This window comes from Cobetia sp. 5-11-6-3, assembly GCF_013374055.1.
GTDB lineage: Bacteria > Pseudomonadota > Gammaproteobacteria > Pseudomonadales > Halomonadaceae > Cobetia > Cobetia marina.
Genome location: NZ_BLWJ01000002.1, coordinates 447,805 through 470,710 on the forward strand (window position 1 = coordinate 447,805; position 22,906 = coordinate 470,710).

Here is a 22,906-nt window from a genome sequence, read left to right on the forward strand (position 1 = left end):
TGAATGCTTGGCAAAGTGCTCCTCGTAGACAAGAAGCCAACCTCAAGGCTCATTCTTTTCGCAAGGAGTTTCAGGCATGAAGGCGTTCCTCAAGTCAGGTCTCGCAGTCGCTGTTCTCGCCGCATCCGTCGGTGCAGCAGAAGCCCGTGAACAGCTGCGCATCGTCGGCTCTTCCACGGTCTATCCGTTCTCCAGCTATGTGGCGGAAGAGCTGGGTGCCACCAGCGACTTCCCGACGCCGGTCATCGAGTCCACCGGTTCCGGTGGCGGCATGAAGCTGTTCTGTGAAGGGGTCGGGGACAGCACGCCGGACATCACCAACGCTTCCCGCCGCATGAAGACGTCCGAGTTCGAGCGCTGTGAAGAGAATGGCGTGACCGACATCACCGAAGCGATGATCGGCTTCGATGGCATCGCCTTCGCTCAGGCGGTCGGTGATGGCGACATCAACCTGACGCGTGAGCAGATCACCCTGGCGGTCGCCGCTCAGGTGCCGGTCGATGGCAAGCTGGTCGACAACCCCTACACCAAGTGGTCCGAGATCGATTCCTCCCTGCCGGATCGCAAGATCACCGTCTATGGTCCGCCTTCCACGTCCGGTACGCGTGATGCCTTCGAAGAGCTGGTGATGGAAGTCTCCACCGAAGAGATGGAAGGCTACGGCGGTGAGGGTTACACCAACATCCGTCAGGACGGCCACTACATCGCGGCGGGTGAGAACGACAACCTGATCATCCAGAAACTGGTCGAGAACACCGATGCCTTCGGTATCTTCGGCTACTCCTTCCTGGAAGAGAACGCCGACAAGGTCGTCGGTGCCTCCATCGATGGCGTCCTGCCGGAAGCCGATGCCATCTCCTCCGGTGAGTACCCGGTGTCCCGCTCGCTGTTCTACTACGTGAAGAACCAGCACAAGGATGACGTGCCGGCGCAGCAGGCCTACAACGACCTGTTCATGAGCGAGAAGATGATCGGTGAGCTGGGCTACCTGAAGGGCATCGGCCTGATTCCCTTGCCCAAGGAGGAGCGTGAAGCCCTGCGTGAGCAGGTGAAGAACCGCACCAAGCTGACCCTGGCTGACCTCAAGAAGTAACTGACGCAGCTGACCCACGACGCGGCCGGTTGCCATTGGCAGCCGGCCCGTTTGCATGACGGTCCGCAGGGATATCGGACAGGCAAGTTGCCTTCACTTTGCGGATAACGCGACTCCGGGACTCGAAAGATGCAGACTCAGCAGATCTTTCTCTTCTTCATTGGCATCGTGGCGCTGTCTGGCCTGATTGCCTTCTTCGTCGGCCGAGGCAAGGCGCAGAAGGTGCGTGCCAGCGGGGCAGAAATGTACGCCCAGCCGGATCAATACGGTTGGTTCACCGCCATCTCCTGTGCCGGCCCGGCACTGCTGGTCGGACTGGCCGCCGTACTGGCGATCGCCACGGCCGGGGTATCCATCGAGGGCGCCGAGCTGCTGGCTGCCAGCCTCGTCGTCGCAGGTGTCGGCATGCTCATCGGTCTGGCGCTGGTGAAGCCTGATTTTCACGCGCGCAATGCGATCGAGACATTGATTCGTTATGTGCTGATCGGGGCGGCGATGATCTCCATCGTCACGACGTTCGGCATTCTGGCTTCCATCATCTTCGAAGCCATCCGCTTCTTCCAGATGGAAAGCTTCTGGACCTTCATCACCGGCACCACCTGGGACCCGGGCAACAGCTTCCAGCTGGCAGCCGGCCGTGGCGAGGGCGTCGAGAGCACCGCCAACTTCGGGGCGGTTCCGCTGTTCGCCGGTACCTTCATGATCACCCTGATCGCCATGCTGGTGGCCATTCCCATCGGCCTGCTGGCAGCGGTCTACATGTCGGAATTCGCCCCGGAGCGCGTGCGTACCGTGGCCAAGCCGGTGCTGGAAGTGCTCGCCGGCATCCCGACCGTCGTCTATGGCTTCTTCGCCGCCATCACCGTGGCACCGCTGATCGTCGACATCTTCTCGCCGCTGGGTATCGAGGCGTCCTACAACAATGCTCTGGCGCCGGGACTGGTCATGGGCATCATGATCATCCCCTTCATCTCCTCACTGTCGGATGACGTCATCACCTCCGTGCCGGACACCATGCGTCAGGGGTCTCTGGCGCTGGGCATGACCCAGGGCGAGACCATCCGCAATGTCATCCTGCCGGCCGCGCTGCCGGGAATCATCTCGGCGTCACTGCTGGCCATGTCGCGTGCGCTGGGCGAGACGATGATCGTGGTGATGGCGGCGGGCATGCGTCCGAATCTGACCGCCAATCCGCTGGAAGACATGACCACCGTGACGGTGCGTATCGTTGCCGCGCTGACGGGAGACCAGGAATTCGCGAGTGCCGAGACATTGTCCGCCTTCGCGCTGGGTCTGGTGCTGTTCGTCGTCACCTTGCTGCTGAACATGGTCTCGGTGGTTCTCATCCGCCGCTTCCGTGAGAAGTACAGCGCCAACAATCTGTGAGGCCGAGACAAGACATGAGCCATTCCTTCGACGATATCTCGGCCCAGCTCAAGGGCCGTCATCGCCGCACTCAGCGCCTGAAGTACATGTCCATGGCGGCGCTGGCCCTGGCGGCAACCTTCCTGGTGGTGTTCATCGGCGACATGCTGATGCGCGGCTATCCGGCCTTCCAGCAGGCGGAGCTCAAGGTGCCGGTCACCTACAGCGAGCAGTCACGCGAGATTCCGCTCGCGGCGGTGGAAGAGGATGTGCGTGAGCTGGTCAGCCGCGGCTGGCTGCGTCAGCTGCCACGCGAGATGAAGGCCAACCCGGAGCTGCTGGGCCAGACCCTCGAGACCTGGGTGATCGCGGACGACCGGGTGGATCAGTACCTCAAGGGCCACAAGGCGCATCTCAAGCCCAAGCAGATCGCCGTACTGGATCGCATGGTCGAGAACGGCACGGCCGAGCTCAAGTTCAACATCAACTTCTTCACCACCGGTGATTCCAAGATGCCGGAATATGCCGGTATCTGGTCGGCGGCGATGGGCACGATCCTGACGTTGCTGGTCACTCTGGCCTTCGCCTTCCCGGTCGGCGTGCTGACCGCGGTCTACCTGGAGGAGTTCGCGCCGGACAATCGCCTCACCCAGGCGATCGAGATCAACATCAACAATCTGGCGGCGGTGCCGTCGATCCTGTTCGGTCTGCTGGGCCTGGCGATCTTCATCAACTTCTTCGGCATGCCGCGCTCGTCCCCGCTGGTCGGTGGTCTGACGCTGGGGCTGATGACGCTGCCGGTGATCATCATCACCACCCGCTCCGCGCTGCGCAGCGTACCCGACACCATTCGTCAGGCAGCCTTCGGCGTTGGTTGCTCGCGCTGGCAGGTCGTGCGGGATCACGTTCTGCCGCTGTCATTGCCGGGTATCCTGACGGGTTCCATCATCGGTCTGGCGCAGGCGATGGGGGAAACCGCTCCCTTGATCATCGTCGGCATGGTGGCCTTCATTCCGGATGCACCGACCTCCATCACCCAGGCGGCCACCGTGCTGCCGGCCCAGATCTTCACCTGGGCAGGTGAGCCGGAACAGGCCTACGTCGAGCGGACTGCGGCGGGCATCCTGGTGCTGCTGTCAGTGCTGATCTTCCTCAACGCCGCAGCCGTCATGCTGCGCAAGAAATTCGAGCGTCGCTGGTAGGTCGGTGGATCACGTCCCGCCGAGGCGGGACGCACGACATGACCAGACCCACGACTGAACAAGGAATACGAGACATGAACAGCACCGTCGCCACCCCCGCCAAGCCTGTCGCCATGGCACGCCCCGGCACACCGATCGTGACCAACGAAGAGGCCAATCATGAGCTGGCCATCCGTGTGGAAGACCTCAACCTGTGGTACGGCGAGAAGCAGGCGCTGAAGAACATCAACATCGACATCTTCCAGAAGAATGTCACCGCGTTGATCGGGCCGTCCGGGTGCGGCAAGTCGACCTTCCTGCGCTGCCTGAATCGCATGAATGACCTGATCCGCAGCGTGCGCATCGAGGGTCTGGTCGAGATGGACGGGCGTGACGTCAATGCCCGCAACATGGATGAAGTGGCACTGCGTCGCCGTGTCGGCATGGTGTTCCAGAAGCCGAACCCGTTCCCCAAGTCCATCTATGACAACATCGCCTATGCGCCGACCATGCACGACCTGGTCAGCCGTCGTGCCGACAAGGATGATCTGGTCGAGAGCGCGCTGCGTGATGCCGGCCTGTGGGAAGAGGTGAAGGACATTCTGGATCAGCCGGGCACCTCGCTGTCCGGTGGTCAGCAGCAGCGCCTGTGCATCGCGCGTGCGATCGCGGTCAAGCCGGACGTCATCCTGATGGATGAGCCGACCTCGGCGCTGGACCCGATTTCCACCGCGACCATCGAAGACCTGATGGACAAGCTGAAGACCCAGTTCTCCATCGTGACCGTGACCCACAACATGCAGCAGGCGGCGCGTGTCGCCGATTACACCGCCTTCTTCCACATGGGCGAGCTGATTGAGTACAACGACACCAAGACGATGTTCTCCAATCCGCACACCAAGAAGGCCGAGGACTACATCACCGGTCGCTACGGCTGAGGACTGGCGCCATCTCGGCGCGAATGGTTCCCGAAGATGGCAGAAGGCCCGGATCATGGATCCGGGCCTTCTGCCGTGTCAGACGTGCTGGAACGCGAAGTTGTCTCAGCCCCCGTTCCCGGCTCAGCCTTCCAGCTCGACGGCGATCGCGGTGGCCTCACCGCCGCCGATGCACAGTGCCGCGATGCCGCGCTTCTTGCCGCGCCGTTCCAGCGCATTGATCAGGGTGACGATGATGCGTGATCCGGTGGAGCCCACCGGGTGACCCTGGGCGCAGGCTCCCCCGAAGACATTGACCTTGTCGTGCGGGATGTCGTGGGCATCCATCGCCAGCAGTGTCACCACGGCGAAGGCCTCGTTGATCTCGAACAGATCGACATCCTCGGTGGTCCACTCCAGTCGCTTCATCAGCGAATCGATGGCCCCGATGGGGGCCAGCGTGAATTCGCTGGGGTGCTGGGAGTGGGTGCTGTGACCGACGATGCGGGCCTTGACGGCCAGGCCACGATGCTCGGCTTCATCACGTCGGGTCAGCACCAGGGCCGAGGCACCGTCAGAGATGGAGCTGGCATTGGCGGCAGTGATGGTGCCGTCCTTGGCAAATACCGGACGCAGCGTGGGAATCTTGTCGAGGTTGGCCTGGAAGGGTTGTTCATCCTGCTCGACGAGACTCTCGCCCTTGCGACTCTTGACCGTCACCGGCGCGATTTCCGGGGCGATGTCGCCGGCCTCGGTGGCGGCCATGGCGCGCTTGAGTGATTCGATGGCGAAGTCATCCATGCGCTGACGATCGTAGCCACGCGCATCGGCCACTTCCTGGGCGAACACGCCCATCAGCTTGCCGGTCTCGGCGTCTTCCAGGCCATCGAAGAACATGTGGTCCTTCAGTTCTCCATGTCCGAGGCGATAGCCGCCGCGTGCCTGGGTGAGCAGGTGCGGGGCATTGGACATCGATTCCATGCCACCCGCCAGCATGATGCGGTTGGTGCCGGCACGGATCAGGTCGTGCGCGAGCATGGTAGCTTTCATGCCGGAACCGCACAGCTTGTTGATGGTGGTCGCGCCGATGTTGTCCGGGACTCCGGCCTGGCGCATGGCCTGACGTGCCGGGCCTTGCTTGACGCCTGCCGGCAGTACGCAGCCGAAGATGCCCTCATCGATATCGGCGGGTGTCAGGCCTGAGCGTTCGATGGCGGCCTTGATGGCCACGGCGGCGAGCTGCGGTGCGCTGAGGCTGGAAAGCGAGCCCTGCAACCCGCCCATCGGCGTGCGCGCCCCGGACAGGATCACGATGTCGTCAGCGGCGGTGGTGGGGCTTGGCGTGGTGCGGGAAGCGGTCGTCATGACGGTCTCCAGTGTCTTGTTATTGGAAGATCACCTGTGGCGTTCGGCGTTGTGATCACTGCGTGGCTGTGCTTTGATCCATTCAATCCCATAAACCAAGCAAGCGCTAGTTATACGATGAATGTAGCCACCGCCTCACCCCGTCGCAAGGAGCTGGTACGCATCGCCGCCCGTCTGTTCGTGGAGGAGGGCTTCGATCGCACCACCGTTCGCATGTTGGCCCAGGAAATGGGCATCAAGTCCGGCAGCCTGTTCCATCACTTCGCTGACAAGCAGGAAATCCTGTGCGCGGTGATCGAGGAGGGCATGTTCAGCGCACTGGCCATCGCGCGTGAGCATCTCGCGCGGCTGGAAGCCGGCTCAGCCCCCGCATCACGGCATCAGCAGGCGCGAGAGCGCTTGCTGGCATTGGCGCGGGCGCATCTGGAAACCCTGCTGACGGACCGCAATGCGCATGTCGTGGCGCTCTACGAATGGCGTCGCCTCGAGCAAGCCTCGCGGGAGCATCTCGTGCATCTGCGTGACGAGTATGAAGCCCTGTGGCGCGACGCCATCGAGGTGGCCGTCGCCGCGGGACTACTCAGGGGAGACGCTCTGCTTCTGCGCCAGTTCATGCTGGGGGCGCTCAACTGGAGCGTACGCTGGTACCGTCCCGAGGGTGAGCGTTCCCCGGATGAGCTGGCCGAGGCGCTGGTCGACAGCCTGTGTCGTCTTCCCTGAGCGAGCGTCCGTTATACGGCGTCTGCTACACAGCGTCCGTTACACGGCGTCCGTTACCCGGCGTCTGCTACACGGCGTCCGTTACACGGCGTCTGCAACTTTCGGCCAGTCGAGCGCCACAATGCTTGCCGCACGACAGGCTTGTCGCTAACTTGACGTTTACGTTAACTGTAGATGACTGACGCCCAGCCATCTCGATCCGCCCCGGAGCGCCACTCAGGAGCCAGTCACGCCATGACGCCAAGCGATACAACAACAAACCGCACGTCACGCGCCGCCTCTGCTGCATATGTCGCTACATCTGCCGCTACATCTGACGAACCTGCGAATTCATCCGCCATGCAACCCGCTGCCAGCCAGACGCTGAGCGAGTATCTGGAACATTTCGACATCGACGCGTTGCGCGATGAACTCCTGACGTCATCCGGGCAAGGGCACATGGGCAATGCCTTTGACGCCTGCATCGGTCGGCACCTGCGCGCCGGGCAGGGCGAGCGCATCGCTCTGGTCCACGAGGATGAGCATGGCAAGGTACGCACGCTCAGCTACGCCGAACTGGATCTCGAGAGTGCTCGGATGGCCACGGCGCTGGCTGCGCAGGGCGTCGGACCCGGCGAGCGCGTGGCCTGCATGCTGTCGCGTACGCCTGAGCTTCTGATCGCGCTGGCCGCCACCTGGCGATTGGGCGCCATCTATCAGCCGCTGTTCACGGCCTTCGGAACGGATGCGCTCGCCTACCGTCTGTCACGCGCCGAGACCAGTGTCGTGATCACCGAGTCCGGTCAGCGTGCCAAGTTCAGGGCGCTTGCGAGCCATCCACCGATCATCTGCGTGCGCGGGGAGGGGGAGGCACTGGATGAGGGGGATCTGGACTGGCAGGCCCTGATGCAAAGCGAGCCCCTGGCGCAACCGCCCGTACAATTGCCGAGTGATGCGCCCTTCCTGCAGATGTTCACCTCCGGCACGGTCGGCAAGCCCAAGGGGGTGGCGGTGGCACTCAATGCGCTGCCGGCCTTCTGGCTCTATCAGCGGCTGGCAGTGGATCTGCGACCCGGCGAGCGCTTCTGGAACATGGCCGACCCCGGTTGGGCCTACGGGCTTTACTACGGGATCACGGCACCTCTGTTGCTGGGTGCCACCACCTACTTCATGCAAGCTCCCTTCAGCGCGCAGGGCGGGCTGGACTTCCTGCAGCGCCACGCCATCGACAACTTCGCGGCGGCGCCCACGGCCTATCGAATGCTCAAGGCCTCCGGGCTCGGGGAGGGGGCCTTCGAGCGCCTGACGCTGCGCGTGGCGAGCTCGGCCGGCGAGCCGCTCAATACCGAGGTGGTGGGCTGGGTCGCCCGTGAGCTTGGCTGCACGGTGATGGATCACTACGGTCAGACCGAAGTCGGCATGGTCTGCTGCAATCATCATGCTCTGGCGCATGAGGTGGTCATCGGCAGCGTCGGCTTCCCCTTGCCCGGCTATCGCCTGGCCGTGCTGGACGCCGAATATCGGGAGCTTGCGCCCGGTGAACCGGGCGTGCTGGCGGTGGATATCGCCAATTCCCCTGCCTATTTCTTCTCCGGCTATACCTGGCAGGAGAAACAGCCCTGTGTCGAAGGCTATTACCTGACCGGGGATGTGGTCGTCGCGGAGCCTGATGGTCGCTTCACCTTCGCCGGCCGTGACGACGACATCATCACCACCTCGGGTTATCGGGTCGGCCCAGCGGATGTCGAGAACGCCATCCTTGCCCATCCCGCCGTCGCGGAGTCCGCGGCGGTCGGCAAGCCGGATGACCTGCGCGGCGAGATCATCAAGGCCTACGTGGTGCTGCGCGACGGACATGTCGGGGATGAAGCCCTCGCCGAGGCAATACGCAGCGAAGTGCGCCAGCGGCTATCAGGCCACAGCTATCCCCGCGAGATCAGCTTCGTGGACAGCCTGCCCAAGACACCCTCGGGCAAGATCCAGCGATTCCTGCTGCGCGCCGAAGCTCGCGAGGAGTGAGACCCGCGGCTGCCGCTTCGCCCCTTGCGGGCTGCCGCAGGATGATCGTCATTGAACGACCCGGCAGCGGATGCGCCGGGTGCCATCTGGAGAGTCATGCATGAAGATTGCCGAGCACTGCTTCCTGATCACGGGTGCCGCCTCCGGCCTGGGGGCTGCCACAGCGGACCGTCTGGTGGCCGCCGGTGGACGCGTCGTACTGGCTGACATCTCCGAGGCCGCACGCGAGCATGCCGCGGCACTCGGTGCGTCGGCACGCTTCTGCCATTGCGATATCACCGATTCCGAGAGCGTGAGCGCGGCGCTGGATGTCGCCGAGCAGAGCTTCGGAGCCCTTCATGGCGTGATCCACTGCGCGGGCGTGGTGAGCGTCGCCAAGCTGGTGGATCGCGAGGGGGCACCGGCGCCGCTGGAAGGGTTCGAGAAGACCCTGGCCATCAATCTGAGCGGTACCTTCAACGTGGCGCGTCTCGCGGCGGCCCGCATGGCGCGCAATGTGGCCGGGGGGGAAGACGGAGAGCGCGGCATCATTCTCAACACCGCTTCGGTCGCGGCCTTCGATGGCCAGATAGGGCAATGTGCCTACAGTGCTTCCAAGGCCGGGGTGGCAGGCATGACCCTGCCGATGGCACGCGAACTGGCGCGTCACGGCATTCGTGTGATGGCGATTGCCCCTGGCGTGTTCGAGACACCGATGATGGCAGGCATTCCGGAGCCTGCTCGCGAGGCGCTGTGCGAGGCCGTTCCGTTTCCCAAGCGCCTGGGGCGGCCCGATGAATTCGCTCGCCTGGCCGAACACATCATCACCAACGGCATGCTCAATGGGGAAGTGATCCGTCTCGACGGCAGCATCCGCATGGCCTGAGCCTGCCGTCTCGCGATCACGCACGACGACCTGAAAGCAAGGAATCTCTGGGGGAGATATTGCTCGACCACATGAGTGGTCGGGCTTTTTTGTGTCCGCGTGCCACCAATGTCTCACGGCCACGATCAAACGATCGCTTGACTGACGATCGGGGTGGCGCTAATTTCAAACGAATGTTTGATAGTGGTCGGGTCGATCCCGCGAAAGGATCCCGCTGCCACGCCCCCATTCATGTGCATAGCCACCATTTCCCGCTTGAAGATGCTCGGAAGTGGCTGTGTCAGGTCATCGCCGCCGCGTCGCGACGGCACAAGGAGTACAGCATGCCGGACTATCAGGCGCCCTTGCGCGATATTCGCTTCGTGATGAATGAGCTGCTCGACTACCCCGCGCATTACGCCCGCCTGCCGGGTGGCGAAGATGCCAGTGATGACATCGTCAGCGCGATTCTCGAGGAAGGGGCACGCTTTGCCAACGAGGTGCTGACGCCGCTCAACCAGTCGGGCGATCTCGAGGGCTGTACCTTCGAGGGGGGAGAGGTGAAGGCGCCGCGTGGCTTCAAGGCCGCCTATCAGCAGTATGTCGAGGGCGGTTGGCCGAGTCTGGCAGCCTCACCGGAGCACGGTGGCCAGGGCCTGCCGCCGTCTCTGGCGATGGTGCTCTCGGAAATGGTCGCCTCCGCCAACCTCTCGTGGGGCATGTATCCGGGGTTGTCACATGGCGCGATGAACGCCCTTGAGCATCATGGCAGCGAGGTGCTCAAGCAGACCTATCTGACCAAGCTGGTCGAAGGCCGCTGGACCGGCACCATGTGCCTGACCGAACCGCACTGTGGCACGGATCTGGGGCTGATCAAGACCCGCGCCGTGCCACTGGATGACGCCGATGGCAGCAAGGGGTACGCCATCAGCGGTACCAAGATCTTCATCTCCGCCGGCGAACACGATCTCTCGGAGAACATCGTGCATCTGGTGCTGGCCAAGTTGCCGGACGCGCCGGAAGGCTCACGCGGCATCTCGCTGTTCGTGGTGCCGAAGTTCCTGCCGGATGCCAGTGGCGAGGCCGGAGAGCGCAACGGTGTCAGCTGTGGCTCCATCGAGCACAAGATGGGCATTCACGGCAACGCGACCTGCGTGATGAACTTCGACTCCGCCACAGGTTTCTTGGTCGGCCCGCCGCACAAGGGGCTGGCCTGCATGTTCACCATGATGAATGCCGCGCGGCTTGGCGTGGGCATCCAGGGCGTGGCGCTGGCCGAGGCCAGCTTCCAGAATGCGCTGAGCTATGCGCGGGACCGTCTGCAGATGCGAGCTCTCTCGGGGGCCAAGGCGCCGGAGAAGGCAGCCGACCCGATCATCGTGCACCCGGACGTACGGCGCATGCTGCTGACCCAGAAGGCCATCGCCGAGGGCGGACGCATGCTGGTGATGTACGCCGCCCAGCTCAATGATCTTGTCGAGAATGCGTCGGACAGCGAAGAGAAGACTCGTGCCGACACGCTGTTGGGCCTGCTGACGCCCATCGTCAAGGCCTTCCTGACCGAGACCGGCTTCGAGGCGACCAACCATGGGGTGCAGGTGTTCGGTGGCCACGGCTTCATCCAGGAGTGGGGCATGGAGCAGTTCGTGCGCGATGCGCGCATCACGCTGCTCTATGAAGGCACCACCGGTATCCAGGCGCTGGACCTGCTGGGACGCAAGATCCTGATGAGCCAGGGCGAGTCGCTCAAGGTCTTCACCAAGGAGATCCACAAGTTCTGTCAGGCCAGCGAAGGCAGCGAATTTTCCTCGCCACTTGCGGAGCTCAACCGCGAATGGGGTGAGCTGACCATGGCGGTGGGCATGGGGGCGATGCAGGACCGCGAGGCGGTCGGTGCTGCCAGTGTCGATTATCTGATGTATGCCGGTTACGTCACGCTGGGCTACCTGTGGGCGCGTGCCGGTGAGACCGCCAGGGCAGCGCTGGCATCTGGCACGGGAGACGCGACCTTCTACCAGGCCAAGCTGGATACCGCACGCTTCTACTTCCAGCGCATCCTGCCGCGTACCCAGGGGCATGCCGCGATGATTCGTGCCGGCGGCGAGACGCTGATGGCACCTGCGGTGGAGGGCTTCGGCAGCGGGTTCGAGATCTGATCTCACGTCCACACGCTGAATTCGGTCTGTTTGTCAGGCAATCATGTGCCTCCAGTCAGTGCGCTCTGACTCGGATTTCTCGGGGAGACTTCGGTCTCCCCTTTTTTGTGGCGGGTCATTCCTGCACGGGGTCGCGCCGGTCTGCAGAACATTCTCTTCTCTTTGTGTCCCGCGCTTGGCTTGTGACGGTCAGACGCCCAAGATAGTCGCAGTGACAGCCTGTCCCGCCCAGTGCGCGGGAGATGACATGCGGGACTCAATTTGCAGTAACTGACAGGATAGGTGGCGCAGGATGCAGGCTAACGATACCCCTGAAGAGGCCGCGCAGGAGTCAGGGCGGTCCTCCCGCTCTGAGCAGGCCTCATCGAGGCCCGAAGTGCCGAGCAGTGAGGGCGGCGACGACGCGCATGACATGATGGTGGGTGAGCCTAGCGGTGTCAGCGAGGGCACTTCCGCCGAGGAGGCCGTGGCACGCATGCAGGTGCCGCGAGACGAGCGTCAGCAGGAAGCGCTGGAGCTTTCCGGGCGTTCTCGCCATGTTCCCAAGGTCCGCAAGGCACTGGAGATCCATCCGCTGCTGGTCGGCATGGCCGCGCTGGTGGTGATCATCGGTGGCCTCAAGATGGCGGCAGACCTGGTGGTCCCCCTGCTGATGGCGGTGTTTGTCGCGGCGGTCTGCGATGCGCCGGTGCGCTGGCTGGCCCGACACGGCATCGGCCAGCGTTTCGGGGTGCCCATCGTCATCCTGACGGTCTGCATCCTGTTTTCCTCGCTGGCGGCCTTGCTGGTCTCACGCTTCACCCTGTTCAGCGATGAGATGCCCAAGCTGGAGGAAAGTCTGCGGGAGCAGTATCAGAGCATGCTGGAATGGCTGGCAGGCCACGGCGTCTCCATCGCGCCGGCGCGCTTCAGTGAGCTGGTGGATCCGGCATCGCTGACGCAATGGGTGCCCAACCTGCTTACCGGGCTGGGCGGTCTGCTGTCTTCCAGTGTCATCATCGTGCTGACGGCCACCTTCCTGTTGTACGAAGCCCTGTCGCTGCGTGACAAGCTGATCACCACCCTGCGCAGCCCGCATGTCAGCCTGCGCCGCTTTACGCTGTTCTCGTTGACGCTGCGACGTTATCTGGCGGTCAAGACGTTGATCAGTCTGGTGACCGGTGCGCTGGTCGGCATCAGCTGTCTGGCACTGGATGTGGAGTTCGCCTTCCTGTGGGCCACGCTGGCCTTCTGCCTCAACTACATTCCCAATATCGGGTCGGCGCTGGCCGCGGTGCCGGCAGTATTGCTGACGCTGGTGATGCCGGAGGGTGGGGCGGTCAAGGCGTTGATGCTGGGCGGCTGCTACCTGGCGATCAATTTCATTCTCGGCAACATGATCGAGCCGCGCGTGATGGGGCGGACGCTGGGGCTGTCGACACTGGCCGCCTTCCTGTCACTGGTGGTGTGGGGCTGGGTGTTCGGCCCGGTGGGGATGCTGTTGTCGGTGCCGATCACCATGACGCTCAAGATCGCCTTCGACTCGCACCCGGGCACGCGCTGGGCGGCACGCCTGCTGGGACCCTCCGCCAGACGCATTCGACGTCGCCGACGCATGGCGGAGGAATAGCGCGTCGGCAAGGCGTGTCTTCGCGGGCTCGATGAGCCCGCGCCCCCCTGAATGCAGAAGGGAATGCAGAAGGCCCCGTCACGTTGAGCGTGACGGGGCCTTCTGGTGTTCATCTCGTGCCTGGTGACTGCCGGGGCAGCCACCTTCGAGCGGACCGGTTTAGAGGTTCTGCTCGATGAACTGGCTCAGTTGTCCCTTGGACTGGGCACCGACCAGCGAGGCGACCTTGGCGCCGGACTTGAACAGGATCACGGTCGGCACGCCACGCACGCCTTGCTCGGCGGCGATTTCCGGTGCGTCATCGACATTGACGTTGACGATCTTCAGGCCTTCGCCCTTCTCGTTGGCGACTTCCTCGACGACCGGCGCCATCATCTTGCACGGGCCACACCAGGGCGCCCAGAACTTCAGCAGTACCGGGGCTTCAGCGTTGAGAACTTCCTGTTCGAAGTTGGCGCCGGTGACATCGACGTGATTGGACATCTTGTTTCTCCAGGGGATTCGTTTCGCTGTCTGCGGCATTGCCGGACATGCAGGCTGCGTCCGATGGTAGCGCCACTTTCCATCACTGACAAATGGGCATTGTCCATCGACTCAATAGCACGGGGTTATGATCGTTGGTATTTTTATAGCTGTTTTATTGGTTGGAGGGAATAGCCACGCAGCAGGCAATCACGATTGCCTGCTGCGACATTGGTCTGGATTACGCGTGCAGCAGCAGAGGAAGGGCGGGGTCAGAAGAAGGCGTAGCGGATGCCAAGCCCCAGCAGCAGGGTGGTGAGCAGCCCCTGCAACAGGCTGCCGGGCATGTGGCGCGTCAGGCGTGCGCCAAGGCTGATGGCAGGCAGGGAGCCGACCAGCAATGCGCCGAGCAGCAGGAAATCGACATTGCCCAGCCATAGATGCCCCAGTCCTGCGACCAGTGTCAGTGGCACGGCGTGCGCGATATCGGTGCCGACGATGCGTGCGGTGCTCAGAAGCGGAAACAGCATGATCAACACGGCCGCCCCGAAGGCGCCGGCGCCGACGGAGGACAGGGTGACGCATACGCCCAGCACGATGCCCGACAGCACGGTCAGCGGTGCCGCATGCCGCACGATGAAGCTTTCCGGACTGATCAGGCCCAACAGGCGTTTCTTGAACAGCAGCACGCCGGCGGTGAGGATCAACATCACGCCCAGCATGCCCTTGATCAGGCCTGCGTAGGCGGTGGGGTCCGTGAAGAAGGCATGCAGCACGCCGATGGTCACCAGCGCGGCGGGGATGGAGCCTAGGGCCAGGCGACGGGTGATGGTCCAGTCCACATGCCCCTGGCGATGGTGCGCGAAGGCACCGCCGGCCTTGGTGATGGCGGCGTAAAGCAGATCGGTACCGACCGCGACATGCGGCGGAAAGCCGAACATCAATAGCAGCGGTGTCATCAGTGAGCCACCGCCCACGCCGGTGACACCGACCGCAAAGCCCACTCCGGCGCCTGCCAGTACGTATAGCAGCAGCTGTGTGACATCCATCCCTTGTCTACCCCTTGTCAGGTTACTGCCGTCAATCTACTCTTGACTGTATATTCCCGAAAGGAATCATTGTTCATGATTTTATCGCCCGATCATCTTAGCAGGGTGAACGGCCATGTCCGGGCCACTGTCGCGCTCTCCCGCGTCGACGGGGCTTCTCAGGAGAGTGAAGTCGCATGAAACTCCAGCAGTTGCGTTACATCTGGGAAGTGACCCGACACAATCTGAACGTGTCAGCGACCGCTCAGAGCCTCTATACCTCACAGCCGGGGATCTCCAAGCAGATTCGTCTGCTGGAGGATGAGCTGGGCGTCGAGATCTTCGCGCGCAGTGGCAAGCATCTGACGCGCGTGACGCCGGCGGGTGAGTCGATCGTCGAGCTGGCAAGCCAGGTGCTGCGTACGGTGGAGAACATCAAGCATGTCGCGCAGGAACACAGCGATGATCGCCGTGGCAGTCTGGCGATCGCCACCACCCACACCCAGGCACGCTATGCCCTGCCGCCGGTGATCGCCGATTTCACGCGCAAGTACCCGGATGTCGCGTTGCACATGCAGCAGGGCACCCCGAAGCAGATCGCCAACATGGTCAGTGAGGGGCAGGCCGATTTCGCCATCTGCACCGAGTCGCTGGAGCTGTTCAACGACCTCATCCTGCTGCCGTGCTACCGCTGGAATCGCTGCGTGCTGGTGCCGAAGGATCACCCGCTGGCCAATGGCGAGGAGCTGACCCTCGAGACACTGGCCAGCTATGCGCTGGTCACCTACACCTATGGCTTCACCGGGCGCAGTCAGCTGGATGATGCCTTCAAGTCACATGGCCTGGCGCCCAATGTCGTGCTGACCGCCTCGGATGCCGATGTCATCAAGACCTATGTGCGCCTGGGCATGGGCATCGGCATCGTCGCGCACATGGCGGTGGACGAGGTGGCGGACGAGGACCTGGTGGCGCTGGATGCGACGCATCTCTTCGACAGCTCGACGACCAAGATCGGCATTCGTCGCGGCACCTTCATGCGCAGCTACATGTTCGAATTCGTCGAACGCTTCGCGCCGCATCTGACTCGCGATCGTGTCGAGGCGGCACTGGCCGCCGGCCCGCGTCATGAGCACGAGATCTTCCACGATATCGAGCTGCCGGTGCGCTGAGTGCCGCTCACCTGATCTGTCATTGCGCAAATGAAAACGCCCGCCTCCTGAGAGGCGGGCGTTTTGCGTGTGGCCGACAGTATCAGTGCGCCAGGTGCAGGCCACACTCACGGTTGTCTTCCGCCTTGGTCGGGTCGACGTAGTCGAACTCGTTGGGCAGGTCGTGGGCGACCAGATACTCGTGCATCTGCTTGGAGGACCAGTGGAGCACCGGTGCGACCTTGATCAGGCCATCGCCGTTCAGCGAGACCGGCTGCATGCCGGCACGGAAGGCGGTGTCACTGGCGCGCACGGCGGTGAACCACATCTCGGGGTTCAGCTCACGCAGGGCACGCTCGAAGGGCTCGAGCTTCACTTCACGGGTGAAGGCCTCGTGGCGCGGGTCATCGATATGCGGCGTGAGGCCATCGACGGCTTCACGGTGCGCGCGGGTACGCTGCGGCAGATAGATGATGCGATTCAGATTCAGCTTGCGCGTCACCTCATCGGCGAAACGATAGGTGGCATCGGTGTTGTAGCCGTTGTCCATCCACACGATGGGGATGTCAGGACGGAAGCGCGTCACCATGTGCAGGATCACCGCCTCGAAGGGGCGGAAGTTGGTGGTGCAGATGGCGTGCTTGTCCAGCGACAGAGCCCAGCGAGTCAGGGCTTCGGGGTCGTTGCCGAATTCGGCATTGATGCGGGCGAGATCGAAGGTATCGGACATGAGGAGTCTCCAGAACGAGGGCACGTCCGATGGAGCGGGGCGCAGGGCTGATCAATGGCCAGGAAAGGCCATCAGCAGAGGCGGGTAGCGCTCAAGGAGACGTGCAGGAATGCGCCTACCCTATCAAAGGCGGGCACTGCTTCCCCAATACGAATTCGTTCGATCGTTATATGCCATCGAGTTATGGCGCTCATGACGGCTTATAACGCCGCCTGTCAGCCGAGCGCTTCCATCAGCCGCTGGATCTTGGCCAGGCTCTCGCGGTATTCGGCTTCTTCCTCGGAGTCGGCGACCAGACCGCCGCCGCCCCACAGATGCACCTGGCCCTCGGCGATCACCGCCGTGCGGATCGCGATGGAGGTATCCATGTGCCCGCGGATGTCCAGGTAGCCGAGGCTGCCGCAATAGGCGCTGCGGCGAACCGGCTCCAGCTCCTCGATGATCTGCATGGCGCGTATCTTGGGCGCGCCGGTGATGGAGCCACCGGGGAAGGCGGCGCCGAGCAGATCCAGCGCATCGCGCCCTTCCTCCAACGTGCTGGTGATGGTGCTGACGGAATGGTGCACGTTGGCGTAGCTCTCCAACGCGCACAGCGATGGCACCTTGACGCTGCCGGGCGCGGAGACACGCCCCAGATCATTGCGCAGCAGGTCGACGATCATCACGTTCTCGGCGCGGTCCTTGGGACTGGCCAGCAGCTCGGCGGCCAGTCGGGCGTCCTCTTCCGGTGTCGCGCCACGTGCGCGGGTGCCCTTGATCGGCTTGGTCTCGACCGCGCGGTGATTGACCTCGACGAAGCGCTCCGGCGAGACGGAGACGATGGCCATCTCCTCGCCCTTGGCGTCCTGCCAGCTCAGATAACCCGCATAGGGCGTCGGCGTGGCCTGACGCAGGCGCAGGTAGGCATCCCAGCTGTCGCCACTGCAGTCGGCGGAGAAGCGCTGGGTCAGGTTGATCTGGTAGCAGTCACCAGCGTGCAGATACTCCATCACCTGGCGGAAGCGTTCGCCGTAGCCCGCGCGATCCAGCAGCGGCGCGAAGGGGGTGTCGAGGGCGAAGTCGGCGCGGCTCGGCGCCGGTTGCTCCAGCCACTCAAGCACCTGCCTGCGCCGTTGGGGCGAGGCGATCAGCCAGCTCTGCTGACGCTGATGATCACTGATCAATGCCCAGTCGTAGAGACCGAGGCGTGACCAGGGCAGGGCGATGTCGTCCTCGGCCGTGGCGGGCAACGTCTCGAGTGCGCGCCCGAAGTCATAGCTCCAGTAGCCCAGCAGGCCGGCGATGAACGGCAGGTCCTCGGCGCTCAGGTCATGCTGGGCGAGCTCTTCGCCTGCCAGCGTCTGCGGCAGCAGGGTCAACAGCTGGCGCTGGGCCTCGATCACCGGCAGGCGGGCGAGGCGCTCCAATGCTTCACTGAACTGGCTCAGGTCACGCATCGACTCCGGCAGTGGGCCGGTGAGCTTGCCGCCATGCGCGCCTTGCTCCAGCACGGCCAGCGGGTCGCTGCTGATGATGTCGAAGCGACCGCCGGCCAGTGAAGGCTGGCCGCTGTCGAGCAGCACGGCGTCGGGTCGCGCACGCAGGCGTGCGAAGCGCGACAGTGTGGAGGCCTCGTCCTCGGCGGCGAGGGCGTAGGGCAGGGCAGTGATTTCGAGCGAGATGGTCATGACAGCTTCCGTTGGCGGACAGGGCATTCTAGGCATCCAGACGCGTTTTGTCCGCCCATGCGTGCGGATTCCGATGAGGGGCTGTCCTTGTTGGCTTGCCGTTCTCCCGTGCGCTGATTAAGGTGCCTGCCTCTGAACGCCCTGCGCCGTCATCGACGACTGCCCCGACGCGTGTGCTGACGTTCGCCCAGTCCTCTTGCCCAGTCGCTTGCCCAGCCCCTGGCACCCTACCGGAGCCCTGCATGCATCCCGAGTACGAACATGGCCAACATCTGCTGTCACGTCCTGACCAGACCCTCTTCTGGCAGCGTCTGACGCGTCGTGAATCAAATGGTGGGCGTCGCTTGCTGATGCTGCACGGCGCCGGGGTGGCCGGCACGCTGACCTGGGCGCCGCTGGTCGGGCATCTCACGGCCCATGACGAGCTGATCATTCCTGACCTGCGCGGCATGGGGCAGACGGTGTCACCCGATGGCGGTGAACCTCCCTTCACCCTCGAGCAGGTGGTCGAGGATGTGATGGCCTTGATCGAGACGCAGCGCATCACGCATTTCGACCTGATCGGCTACAGCTTTGGCGGGCTGGTCGCCATGCGTCTCGTCCAACGTCTGCGCGCCGAGCGCCCGGAGGTGAAGGTCGGCGACATCAGCCTGCTGGAACCGGCGCTGCTGGAGCGCGAATGCCACGCCACCATGATCCAGGTGCGCGATGGCTACGCCGAGGCTGCGCATGCGATGCGCGAGGCGGCAAGCCCCGAGGCGGGGATCACCGCGTTCCTCGACCTCATTTCCCCGCATCGCACGCGCAACCCGCGTGCCGAGCGCATGATGGTGGCGCGCCTGGCGCATCGTCATCTGGGCTTCGCCAATGCCCTGGACTGTGTCACGCATGCCGTGCGCGAGATTGACCGCGAGGCTCTGCTGGCTGACGTGCTGGCGGCAGGCGGCGAGGTACGCAGCATGGTCGGTGGCAAGAGCCCCACGACCCTGCGTGACTATCATGCGCTGCTGGCCGAACGTCATCCGGGCTGGCAATCGCTGGAAATCCCCGGCACCGATCATTCGCTGCCCTTCCAGAAACCCCGCCGTATCGGCGCGGAGCTCAGCTTCGGCTAAATCTGAAGGATTGTCGACAAGCCTGCCGATGAAAGGGCGAGTCCCCGAGAGTCGAACGCCCCGTCAGCTTGCGCTGGCGGGGCGTTTTTCGTGCCGTTCATCGTGCCTTGCCGTGCCGCCCGACGGTGCTGGCGGGTTGGCTTGCATGGCGAGGTTCAGGGCAGTTCAGCCTTGTTCTGACAGCAGTTTGTTCAGCAGGGGAGCCGTGTCTAACGCCAAAGGTGTAGAGGATTTGGCGGATTGCATCTTGACCCACACAGGCGCGCTGGCTAGTCTGGCATTCAGTGAATGATTGTCGACAATGGTGCTGAAAGTCCCTCGCCGCCATTGCCTTGCCTCTGTCCCTTGCCAGCCGGATTGCCTGACCGCCATGACCACCGATGCCTTTCACAATGCCACCACCGCTCGAAGCCTTGCGCGCGGCGCGACTGCCGAGCAGGCAGGTCACACCGCTTCCGCGACGGCAGCGACCCCCGAGGTGCGCACCCTGGCCGAGCGTGTCTTCCATCAATTGCAGGACGCCATCGTGCGCGGCGAGCTGGCACCGGGCAGCAAGATCACCGAGCCCGGCCTGGCTCAGGCCTACGGGATCTCGCGTGGACCGCTGCGCGAGGCCATGCGCCGCCTCGAGGTCCATCGTCTGATCGAGCGCGTGCCCCACGTCGGCGCGCGGGTGGTCAAGCTCTCGATGACCGAGCTGCTGGAGCTGTTCGATGTGCGTGAGGCACTGGAAAGCATGGCCGCCCGTCTGGCCGCACGCCACATGACACCGGAAGAGGTCGCGCGGCTGCGCAGCGTGCTCAAGACCCACGAACAGCAGTCGGACCTCAAGACCGGTACCGCCTACTTCCAGAAGGAAGGCGACCTCGATTTCCACTATCAGATCGTGCTCGGCAGCCACAACCACATGCTGATGACGATTCTCTGTGATGACCTCTATTACCTGGTGCGCATGTACCGCACCCAGTTCAGCGCCAGTGGATCACGCCCGCAGAAGGCCTTCGTCGAGCATCATCGCATCGTCGATGCCATCGAGTCCGGCGATGAGGAACTGGCGGAGTTGCTGATGCGCCGCCATGTCAGCGCCTCGCGGGAGAACGTCGCCCGCCGCTATGCCGCCACGCTCAAGCAGGAGCAGGGCGAAGAGTGAGCTGACGCACCGCTCACGACTTGAACCGACCGAACAATTCCAACCCCGTCATGGGCCCAGCCCGGGAGATGTCATGTCACGCCATCTGAGTTCCACCGCCCTGCCAAGCCCCGGTGCCCGCTTCCGCGCGGCGCTGGAGGCCAATCGTCCGCTGCCCATCGTCGGCACCATCAATGCCTACACCGCCATCATGGCCGAGCGCGTCGGGCATCAGGCGACCTACCTGTCCGGTGGTGGCGTGGCCAATGCCTCCTACGGTCTGCCGGATCTGGGCATGACCAGCATGAATGACGTGCTGGAAGATGCGCGTCGCATCACCGCCGCCAGCGAGCTTCCGCTGCTGGTGGACATCGATACCGGCTGGGGTGGCGCCTTCAACATCGCGCGCACCATTCAGGAGATGGAGCGTGCCGGCGTGGCTGCCGTGCACCTGGAGGACCAGGTCGCCCAGAAGCGTTGTGGACACCGCCCCAACAAGGCGATCGTCTCCAGCCAGGAGATGGTCGATCGCATCAAGGCCGCTGCCGATGCGCGTCGTGATGACAGCTTCTATCTGATCGCGCGCACCGATGCCTTCCAGAAGGAAGGGCTCGAAGCCGCCGTCGCACGTGCCAACGCCTGTGTCGAAGCCGGTGCCGACGCCATCTTCGCCGAGGCGGTGCATACCCTCGAGGACTACCGTGCCTTCTGTGAGGGCGTCGACGCGCCGATCCTGGCCAACATCACCGAATTCGGCGCCACGCCGCTGTTCAACCAGCGCGAGCTGGGCGATGTCGGCTGCCGGATGGTGCTCTATCCGCTGTCTGCCTTCCGCGCCATGAACGCCGCCGCCCTCAAGGTCTACCAGAACATCCACGACAAGGGTGATCAGAAGGATGTCGTCGACGACATGCAGACCCGCATGGAGCTCTACGACTTCCTCGATTACCACACCTTCGAGCAGAAGCTGGACACCCTGTTCGAGGCCGAAAGCCGCAAGGATTGATGCCAGACGCTCGAGACGGACGCCATGTCTTGCCTCTGGAGGTCATCGGCTTCACGGGCCGGCACTCTCGGCCCGACCGTTTCTCCCTCGCTGGCAGACGCCTGGCCGGCGAGGGGCTTGACGCTTTATGCCCTACAAGAAAAAGAACAACTCAATGACGTCACTGCCAAGGAGATCACGCCATGTCAGATACCATCGCCAACCCGACCACCGCTACTTCGAGCACCAGCGCCCCCAGTGGTCTACGCGGCCAGAGTGCCGGTGAGACGGCGCTGTGCACCGTCGGCAAGTCCGGTTCCGGTCTGCGCTATCGCGGTTACGACCTGGAAGACCTCGCCAGTCACGCAGCCTTCGAGGAAGTTGCCTATCTGCTTCTCAAGGGCAAGTTGCCCAATCAGGCGGAGCTGGATGCCTACATTGCGCGCCTCAAGGGGTTGCGGGGTCTGCCGGACGCCTTGAAGGCGGTGCTTGAGCAGATTCCGGCCAGCGCTCACCCGATGGACGTGATGCGTACCGGGTGTTCGATGCTCGGCAATCTGGAGACCGAAGAGAGCTTCGAGGAGCAGTCCGATCAGGCCGACCGCATGCTGGCCGTGTTCCCGTCGATCATCAATTACTGGTATCGCTTCAGTCATGATGGCGTGCGCATCGACACCGAGACCGATGACGACTCCATCGGCGCGCACTTCCTGCACCTATTGCATGGCGAAGCCCCCAGCGAGTTGCATGCTGCGGTGATGAATACCTCGCTGATCCTCTATGCCGAACACGAATTCAATGCCTCGACCTTCACCGCACGTGTCTGCGCCTCGACGCTGTCTGACCTGCACTCCTGCGTGACGGCAGCCATCGGCTCGCTGCGCGGACCGCTGCATGGCGGTGCCAACGAGGCGGCGATGGCGATGATCGAGCACTGGCGCTCACCGGAGGAGGCCGAGCGCGAGATTCTCGGCATGCTGGAACGCCGCGAGAAGATCATGGGCTTCGGCCACGCCATCTACCGTGAGCGTGACCCGCGCAATGCCATCATCAAGGAGTGGTCTCGCAAGCTGGCGGACGATGTGGGCGATACGCAGCTCTACGCCGTCTCCGAGCGCGTCGAAGCCGTGATGTGGCGCGAGAAGAAGCTGTTCTGCAACGCCGACTTCTTCCACGCCAGCGCCTATCACTTCATGGGCATTCCCACCAAGTTGTTCACGCCGATCTTCGTCTGTTCACGCCTGACCGGCTGGGCGGCGCATGTCTTCGAGCAACGCGCCAACAATCGCATCATCCGCCCGAGCGCCGATTACACCGGCCCGGAGCACTGCGACTGGCTGCCCATCGAGCAGCGCGACTGACCCTTTCCTCGGCCAGTCAGCGTGCTGGCCGAT

Annotated in this window: 19 protein-coding genes; 14 read left to right on the top strand and 5 right to left on the bottom strand. The window is 63.5% G+C overall.

The window, feature by feature from the left end; all coding sequences use genetic code 11:
• Positions 1-76: 76 nt before the first annotated feature.
• The 4 genes from HXS66_RS05750 (at position 77) to pstB (ending at position 4,577) form a co-directional block, all read left to right on the top strand.
• Positions 77-1,093: a substrate-binding domain-containing protein gene (locus HXS66_RS05750; RefSeq protein WP_176493611.1), complete on the top strand. Its 1,017-nt coding sequence runs from the start codon at positions 77-79 to the stop codon at positions 1,091-1,093.
• Positions 1,094-1,222: 129 nt separating this feature from the next.
• Complete coding sequence (gene pstC, locus HXS66_RS05755) at positions 1,223-2,479, top strand: phosphate ABC transporter permease subunit PstC (protein WP_077379287.1); 1,257 nt, start codon at positions 1,223-1,225, stop codon at positions 2,477-2,479.
• A 14-nt stretch (positions 2,480-2,493) separates the two neighbouring features.
• The gene (gene pstA / locus HXS66_RS05760) at positions 2,494-3,660 is read left to right on the top strand and encodes a phosphate ABC transporter permease PstA (RefSeq protein WP_077379289.1); all 1,167 of its coding nucleotides are present in this window, start codon (positions 2,494-2,496) and stop codon (positions 3,658-3,660) included.
• 113 nt (positions 3,661-3,773) lie between these two features.
• Complete coding sequence (gene pstB, locus HXS66_RS05765) at positions 3,774-4,577, top strand: phosphate ABC transporter ATP-binding protein PstB (protein ID WP_077379425.1); 804 nt, start codon at positions 3,774-3,776, stop codon at positions 4,575-4,577.
• 123 nt (positions 4,578-4,700) lie between these two features.
• Here pstB and HXS66_RS05770 read toward each other — a convergent pair whose 3' ends face one another.
• Complete coding sequence (locus HXS66_RS05770) at positions 4,701-5,921, bottom strand: acetyl-CoA C-acyltransferase (RefSeq protein WP_176503052.1); 1,221 nt, start codon at positions 5,919-5,921, stop codon at positions 4,701-4,703.
• A 117-nt stretch (positions 5,922-6,038) separates the two neighbouring features.
• Between HXS66_RS05770 and HXS66_RS05775 the strand changes: the two genes are divergently transcribed.
• From HXS66_RS05775 to HXS66_RS05795, 5 genes are all read left to right on the top strand, one after another.
• Positions 6,039-6,641 (top strand): TetR/AcrR family transcriptional regulator, encoded by a 603-nt coding sequence (locus HXS66_RS05775; protein WP_176503053.1) that lies wholly within the window; start codon positions 6,039-6,041, stop codon positions 6,639-6,641.
• Between the two features lie 339 nt (positions 6,642-6,980).
• Entirely contained in the window at positions 6,981-8,639 is a 1,659-nt protein-coding gene (locus HXS66_RS05780) for an AMP-binding protein (RefSeq protein ID WP_176503054.1), read from the top strand.
• A 100-nt stretch (positions 8,640-8,739) separates the two neighbouring features.
• Positions 8,740-9,504 (top strand): SDR family NAD(P)-dependent oxidoreductase, encoded by a 765-nt coding sequence (locus HXS66_RS05785; RefSeq protein ID WP_176503055.1) that lies wholly within the window; start codon positions 8,740-8,742, stop codon positions 9,502-9,504.
• 323 nt (positions 9,505-9,827) lie between these two features.
• A complete protein-coding gene (locus HXS66_RS05790; RefSeq protein WP_176503056.1) occupies positions 9,828-11,639 on the top strand; it encodes an acyl-CoA dehydrogenase C-terminal domain-containing protein in 1,812 nt (603 codons plus the stop codon).
• Positions 11,640-12,015: 376 nt separating this feature from the next.
• The gene (locus HXS66_RS05795; RefSeq protein ID WP_254696415.1) at positions 12,016-13,248 is read left to right on the top strand and encodes an AI-2E family transporter; all 1,233 of its coding nucleotides are present in this window, start codon (positions 12,016-12,018) and stop codon (positions 13,246-13,248) included.
• 159 nt (positions 13,249-13,407) lie between these two features.
• Here the strand turns inward: HXS66_RS05795 and trxA are convergent, their stop codons facing one another.
• Both trxA and HXS66_RS05805 read right to left on the bottom strand, forming a co-directional pair.
• A complete protein-coding gene (trxA, locus tag HXS66_RS05800; protein WP_043333971.1) occupies positions 13,408-13,731 on the bottom strand; it encodes a thioredoxin in 324 nt (107 codons plus the stop codon).
• A gap of 251 nt (positions 13,732-13,982) precedes the next feature.
• Positions 13,983-14,759, bottom strand: a complete 777-nt coding sequence (locus tag HXS66_RS05805; protein ID WP_077379302.1) for a sulfite exporter TauE/SafE family protein — start codon at positions 14,757-14,759, stop codon at positions 13,983-13,985.
• A 176-nt stretch (positions 14,760-14,935) separates the two neighbouring features.
• Between HXS66_RS05805 and cysB the strand changes: the two genes are divergently transcribed.
• Positions 14,936-15,907 (top strand): HTH-type transcriptional regulator CysB, encoded by a 972-nt coding sequence (gene cysB, locus HXS66_RS05810; RefSeq protein ID WP_077379304.1) that lies wholly within the window; start codon positions 14,936-14,938, stop codon positions 15,905-15,907.
• Positions 15,908-15,989: 82 nt separating this feature from the next.
• Here cysB and HXS66_RS05815 read toward each other — a convergent pair whose 3' ends face one another.
• Both HXS66_RS05815 and pabB read right to left on the bottom strand, forming a co-directional pair.
• Positions 15,990-16,616 (bottom strand): phosphoadenosine phosphosulfate reductase family protein, encoded by a 627-nt coding sequence (locus HXS66_RS05815; RefSeq protein ID WP_077379306.1) that lies wholly within the window; start codon positions 16,614-16,616, stop codon positions 15,990-15,992.
• Positions 16,617-16,831: 215 nt separating this feature from the next.
• Complete coding sequence (pabB, locus tag HXS66_RS05820) at positions 16,832-18,283, bottom strand: aminodeoxychorismate synthase component I (RefSeq protein ID WP_176503057.1); 1,452 nt, start codon at positions 18,281-18,283, stop codon at positions 16,832-16,834.
• A 242-nt stretch (positions 18,284-18,525) separates the two neighbouring features.
• On the opposite strand from pabB, the gene HXS66_RS05825 reads away from it, so the two are divergent.
• The 4 genes from HXS66_RS05825 to prpC all read left to right on the top strand — a co-directional run bounded on the left by HXS66_RS05825 (position 18,526) and on the right by prpC (position 22,873).
• The gene (locus tag HXS66_RS05825) at positions 18,526-19,398 is read left to right on the top strand and encodes an alpha/beta fold hydrolase (RefSeq protein ID WP_176503058.1); all 873 of its coding nucleotides are present in this window, start codon (positions 18,526-18,528) and stop codon (positions 19,396-19,398) included.
• A 370-nt stretch (positions 19,399-19,768) separates the two neighbouring features.
• Positions 19,769-20,548 (top strand): GntR family transcriptional regulator, encoded by a 780-nt coding sequence (locus HXS66_RS05830; RefSeq protein WP_077379311.1) that lies wholly within the window; start codon positions 19,769-19,771, stop codon positions 20,546-20,548.
• 73 nt (positions 20,549-20,621) lie between these two features.
• Positions 20,622-21,533, top strand: coding sequence for a methylisocitrate lyase (prpB, locus tag HXS66_RS05835; RefSeq protein ID WP_176503059.1), 912 nt, complete (start codon positions 20,622-20,624; stop codon positions 21,531-21,533).
• 182 nt (positions 21,534-21,715) lie between these two features.
• Positions 21,716-22,873, top strand: a complete 1,158-nt coding sequence (prpC, locus tag HXS66_RS05840) for a 2-methylcitrate synthase (protein WP_077379315.1) — start codon at positions 21,716-21,718, stop codon at positions 22,871-22,873.
• Positions 22,874-22,906: the final 33 nt, after the last annotated feature.

What these genes read in the sequence shown, in the direction of transcription:
- HXS66_RS05750 (WP_176493611.1), top strand. Translation starts at nt 77, where the DNA reads ATGAAGGCGTTCCTCAAGTCAGGTCTCGCAGTCGCTGTTCTCGCCGCA.
- pstC (WP_077379287.1), top strand. Translation starts at nt 1,223, where the DNA reads ATGCAGACTCAGCAGATCTTTCTCTTCTTCATTGGCATCGTGGCGCTG.
- pstA (WP_077379289.1), top strand. Translation starts at nt 2,494, where the DNA reads ATGAGCCATTCCTTCGACGATATCTCGGCCCAGCTCAAGGGCCGTCAT.
- pstB (WP_077379425.1), top strand. Translation starts at nt 3,774, where the DNA reads ATGGCACGCCCCGGCACACCGATCGTGACCAACGAAGAGGCCAATCAT.
- HXS66_RS05770 (WP_176503052.1), bottom strand. Translation starts at nt 5,921, where the DNA reads ATGACGACCGCTTCCCGCACCACGCCAAGCCCCACCACCGCCGCTGAC.
- HXS66_RS05775 (WP_176503053.1), top strand. Translation starts at nt 6,039, where the DNA reads ATGAATGTAGCCACCGCCTCACCCCGTCGCAAGGAGCTGGTACGCATC.
- HXS66_RS05780 (WP_176503054.1), top strand. Translation starts at nt 6,981, where the DNA reads ATGCAACCCGCTGCCAGCCAGACGCTGAGCGAGTATCTGGAACATTTC.
- HXS66_RS05785 (WP_176503055.1), top strand. Translation starts at nt 8,740, where the DNA reads ATGAAGATTGCCGAGCACTGCTTCCTGATCACGGGTGCCGCCTCCGGC.
- HXS66_RS05790 (WP_176503056.1), top strand. Translation starts at nt 9,828, where the DNA reads ATGCCGGACTATCAGGCGCCCTTGCGCGATATTCGCTTCGTGATGAAT.
- trxA (WP_043333971.1), bottom strand. Translation starts at nt 13,731, where the DNA reads ATGTCCAATCACGTCGATGTCACCGGCGCCAACTTCGAACAGGAAGTT.
- HXS66_RS05805 (WP_077379302.1), bottom strand. Translation starts at nt 14,759, where the DNA reads ATGGATGTCACACAGCTGCTGCTATACGTACTGGCAGGCGCCGGAGTG.
- cysB (WP_077379304.1), top strand. Translation starts at nt 14,936, where the DNA reads ATGAAACTCCAGCAGTTGCGTTACATCTGGGAAGTGACCCGACACAAT.
- HXS66_RS05815 (WP_077379306.1), bottom strand. Translation starts at nt 16,616, where the DNA reads ATGTCCGATACCTTCGATCTCGCCCGCATCAATGCCGAATTCGGCAAC.
- pabB (WP_176503057.1), bottom strand. Translation starts at nt 18,283, where the DNA reads ATGACCATCTCGCTCGAAATCACTGCCCTGCCCTACGCCCTCGCCGCC.
- HXS66_RS05825 (WP_176503058.1), top strand. Translation starts at nt 18,526, where the DNA reads ATGCATCCCGAGTACGAACATGGCCAACATCTGCTGTCACGTCCTGAC.
- HXS66_RS05830 (WP_077379311.1), top strand. Translation starts at nt 19,769, where the DNA reads ATGACCACCGATGCCTTTCACAATGCCACCACCGCTCGAAGCCTTGCG.
- prpB (WP_176503059.1), top strand. Translation starts at nt 20,622, where the DNA reads ATGTCACGCCATCTGAGTTCCACCGCCCTGCCAAGCCCCGGTGCCCGC.
- prpC (WP_077379315.1), top strand. Translation starts at nt 21,716, where the DNA reads ATGTCAGATACCATCGCCAACCCGACCACCGCTACTTCGAGCACCAGC.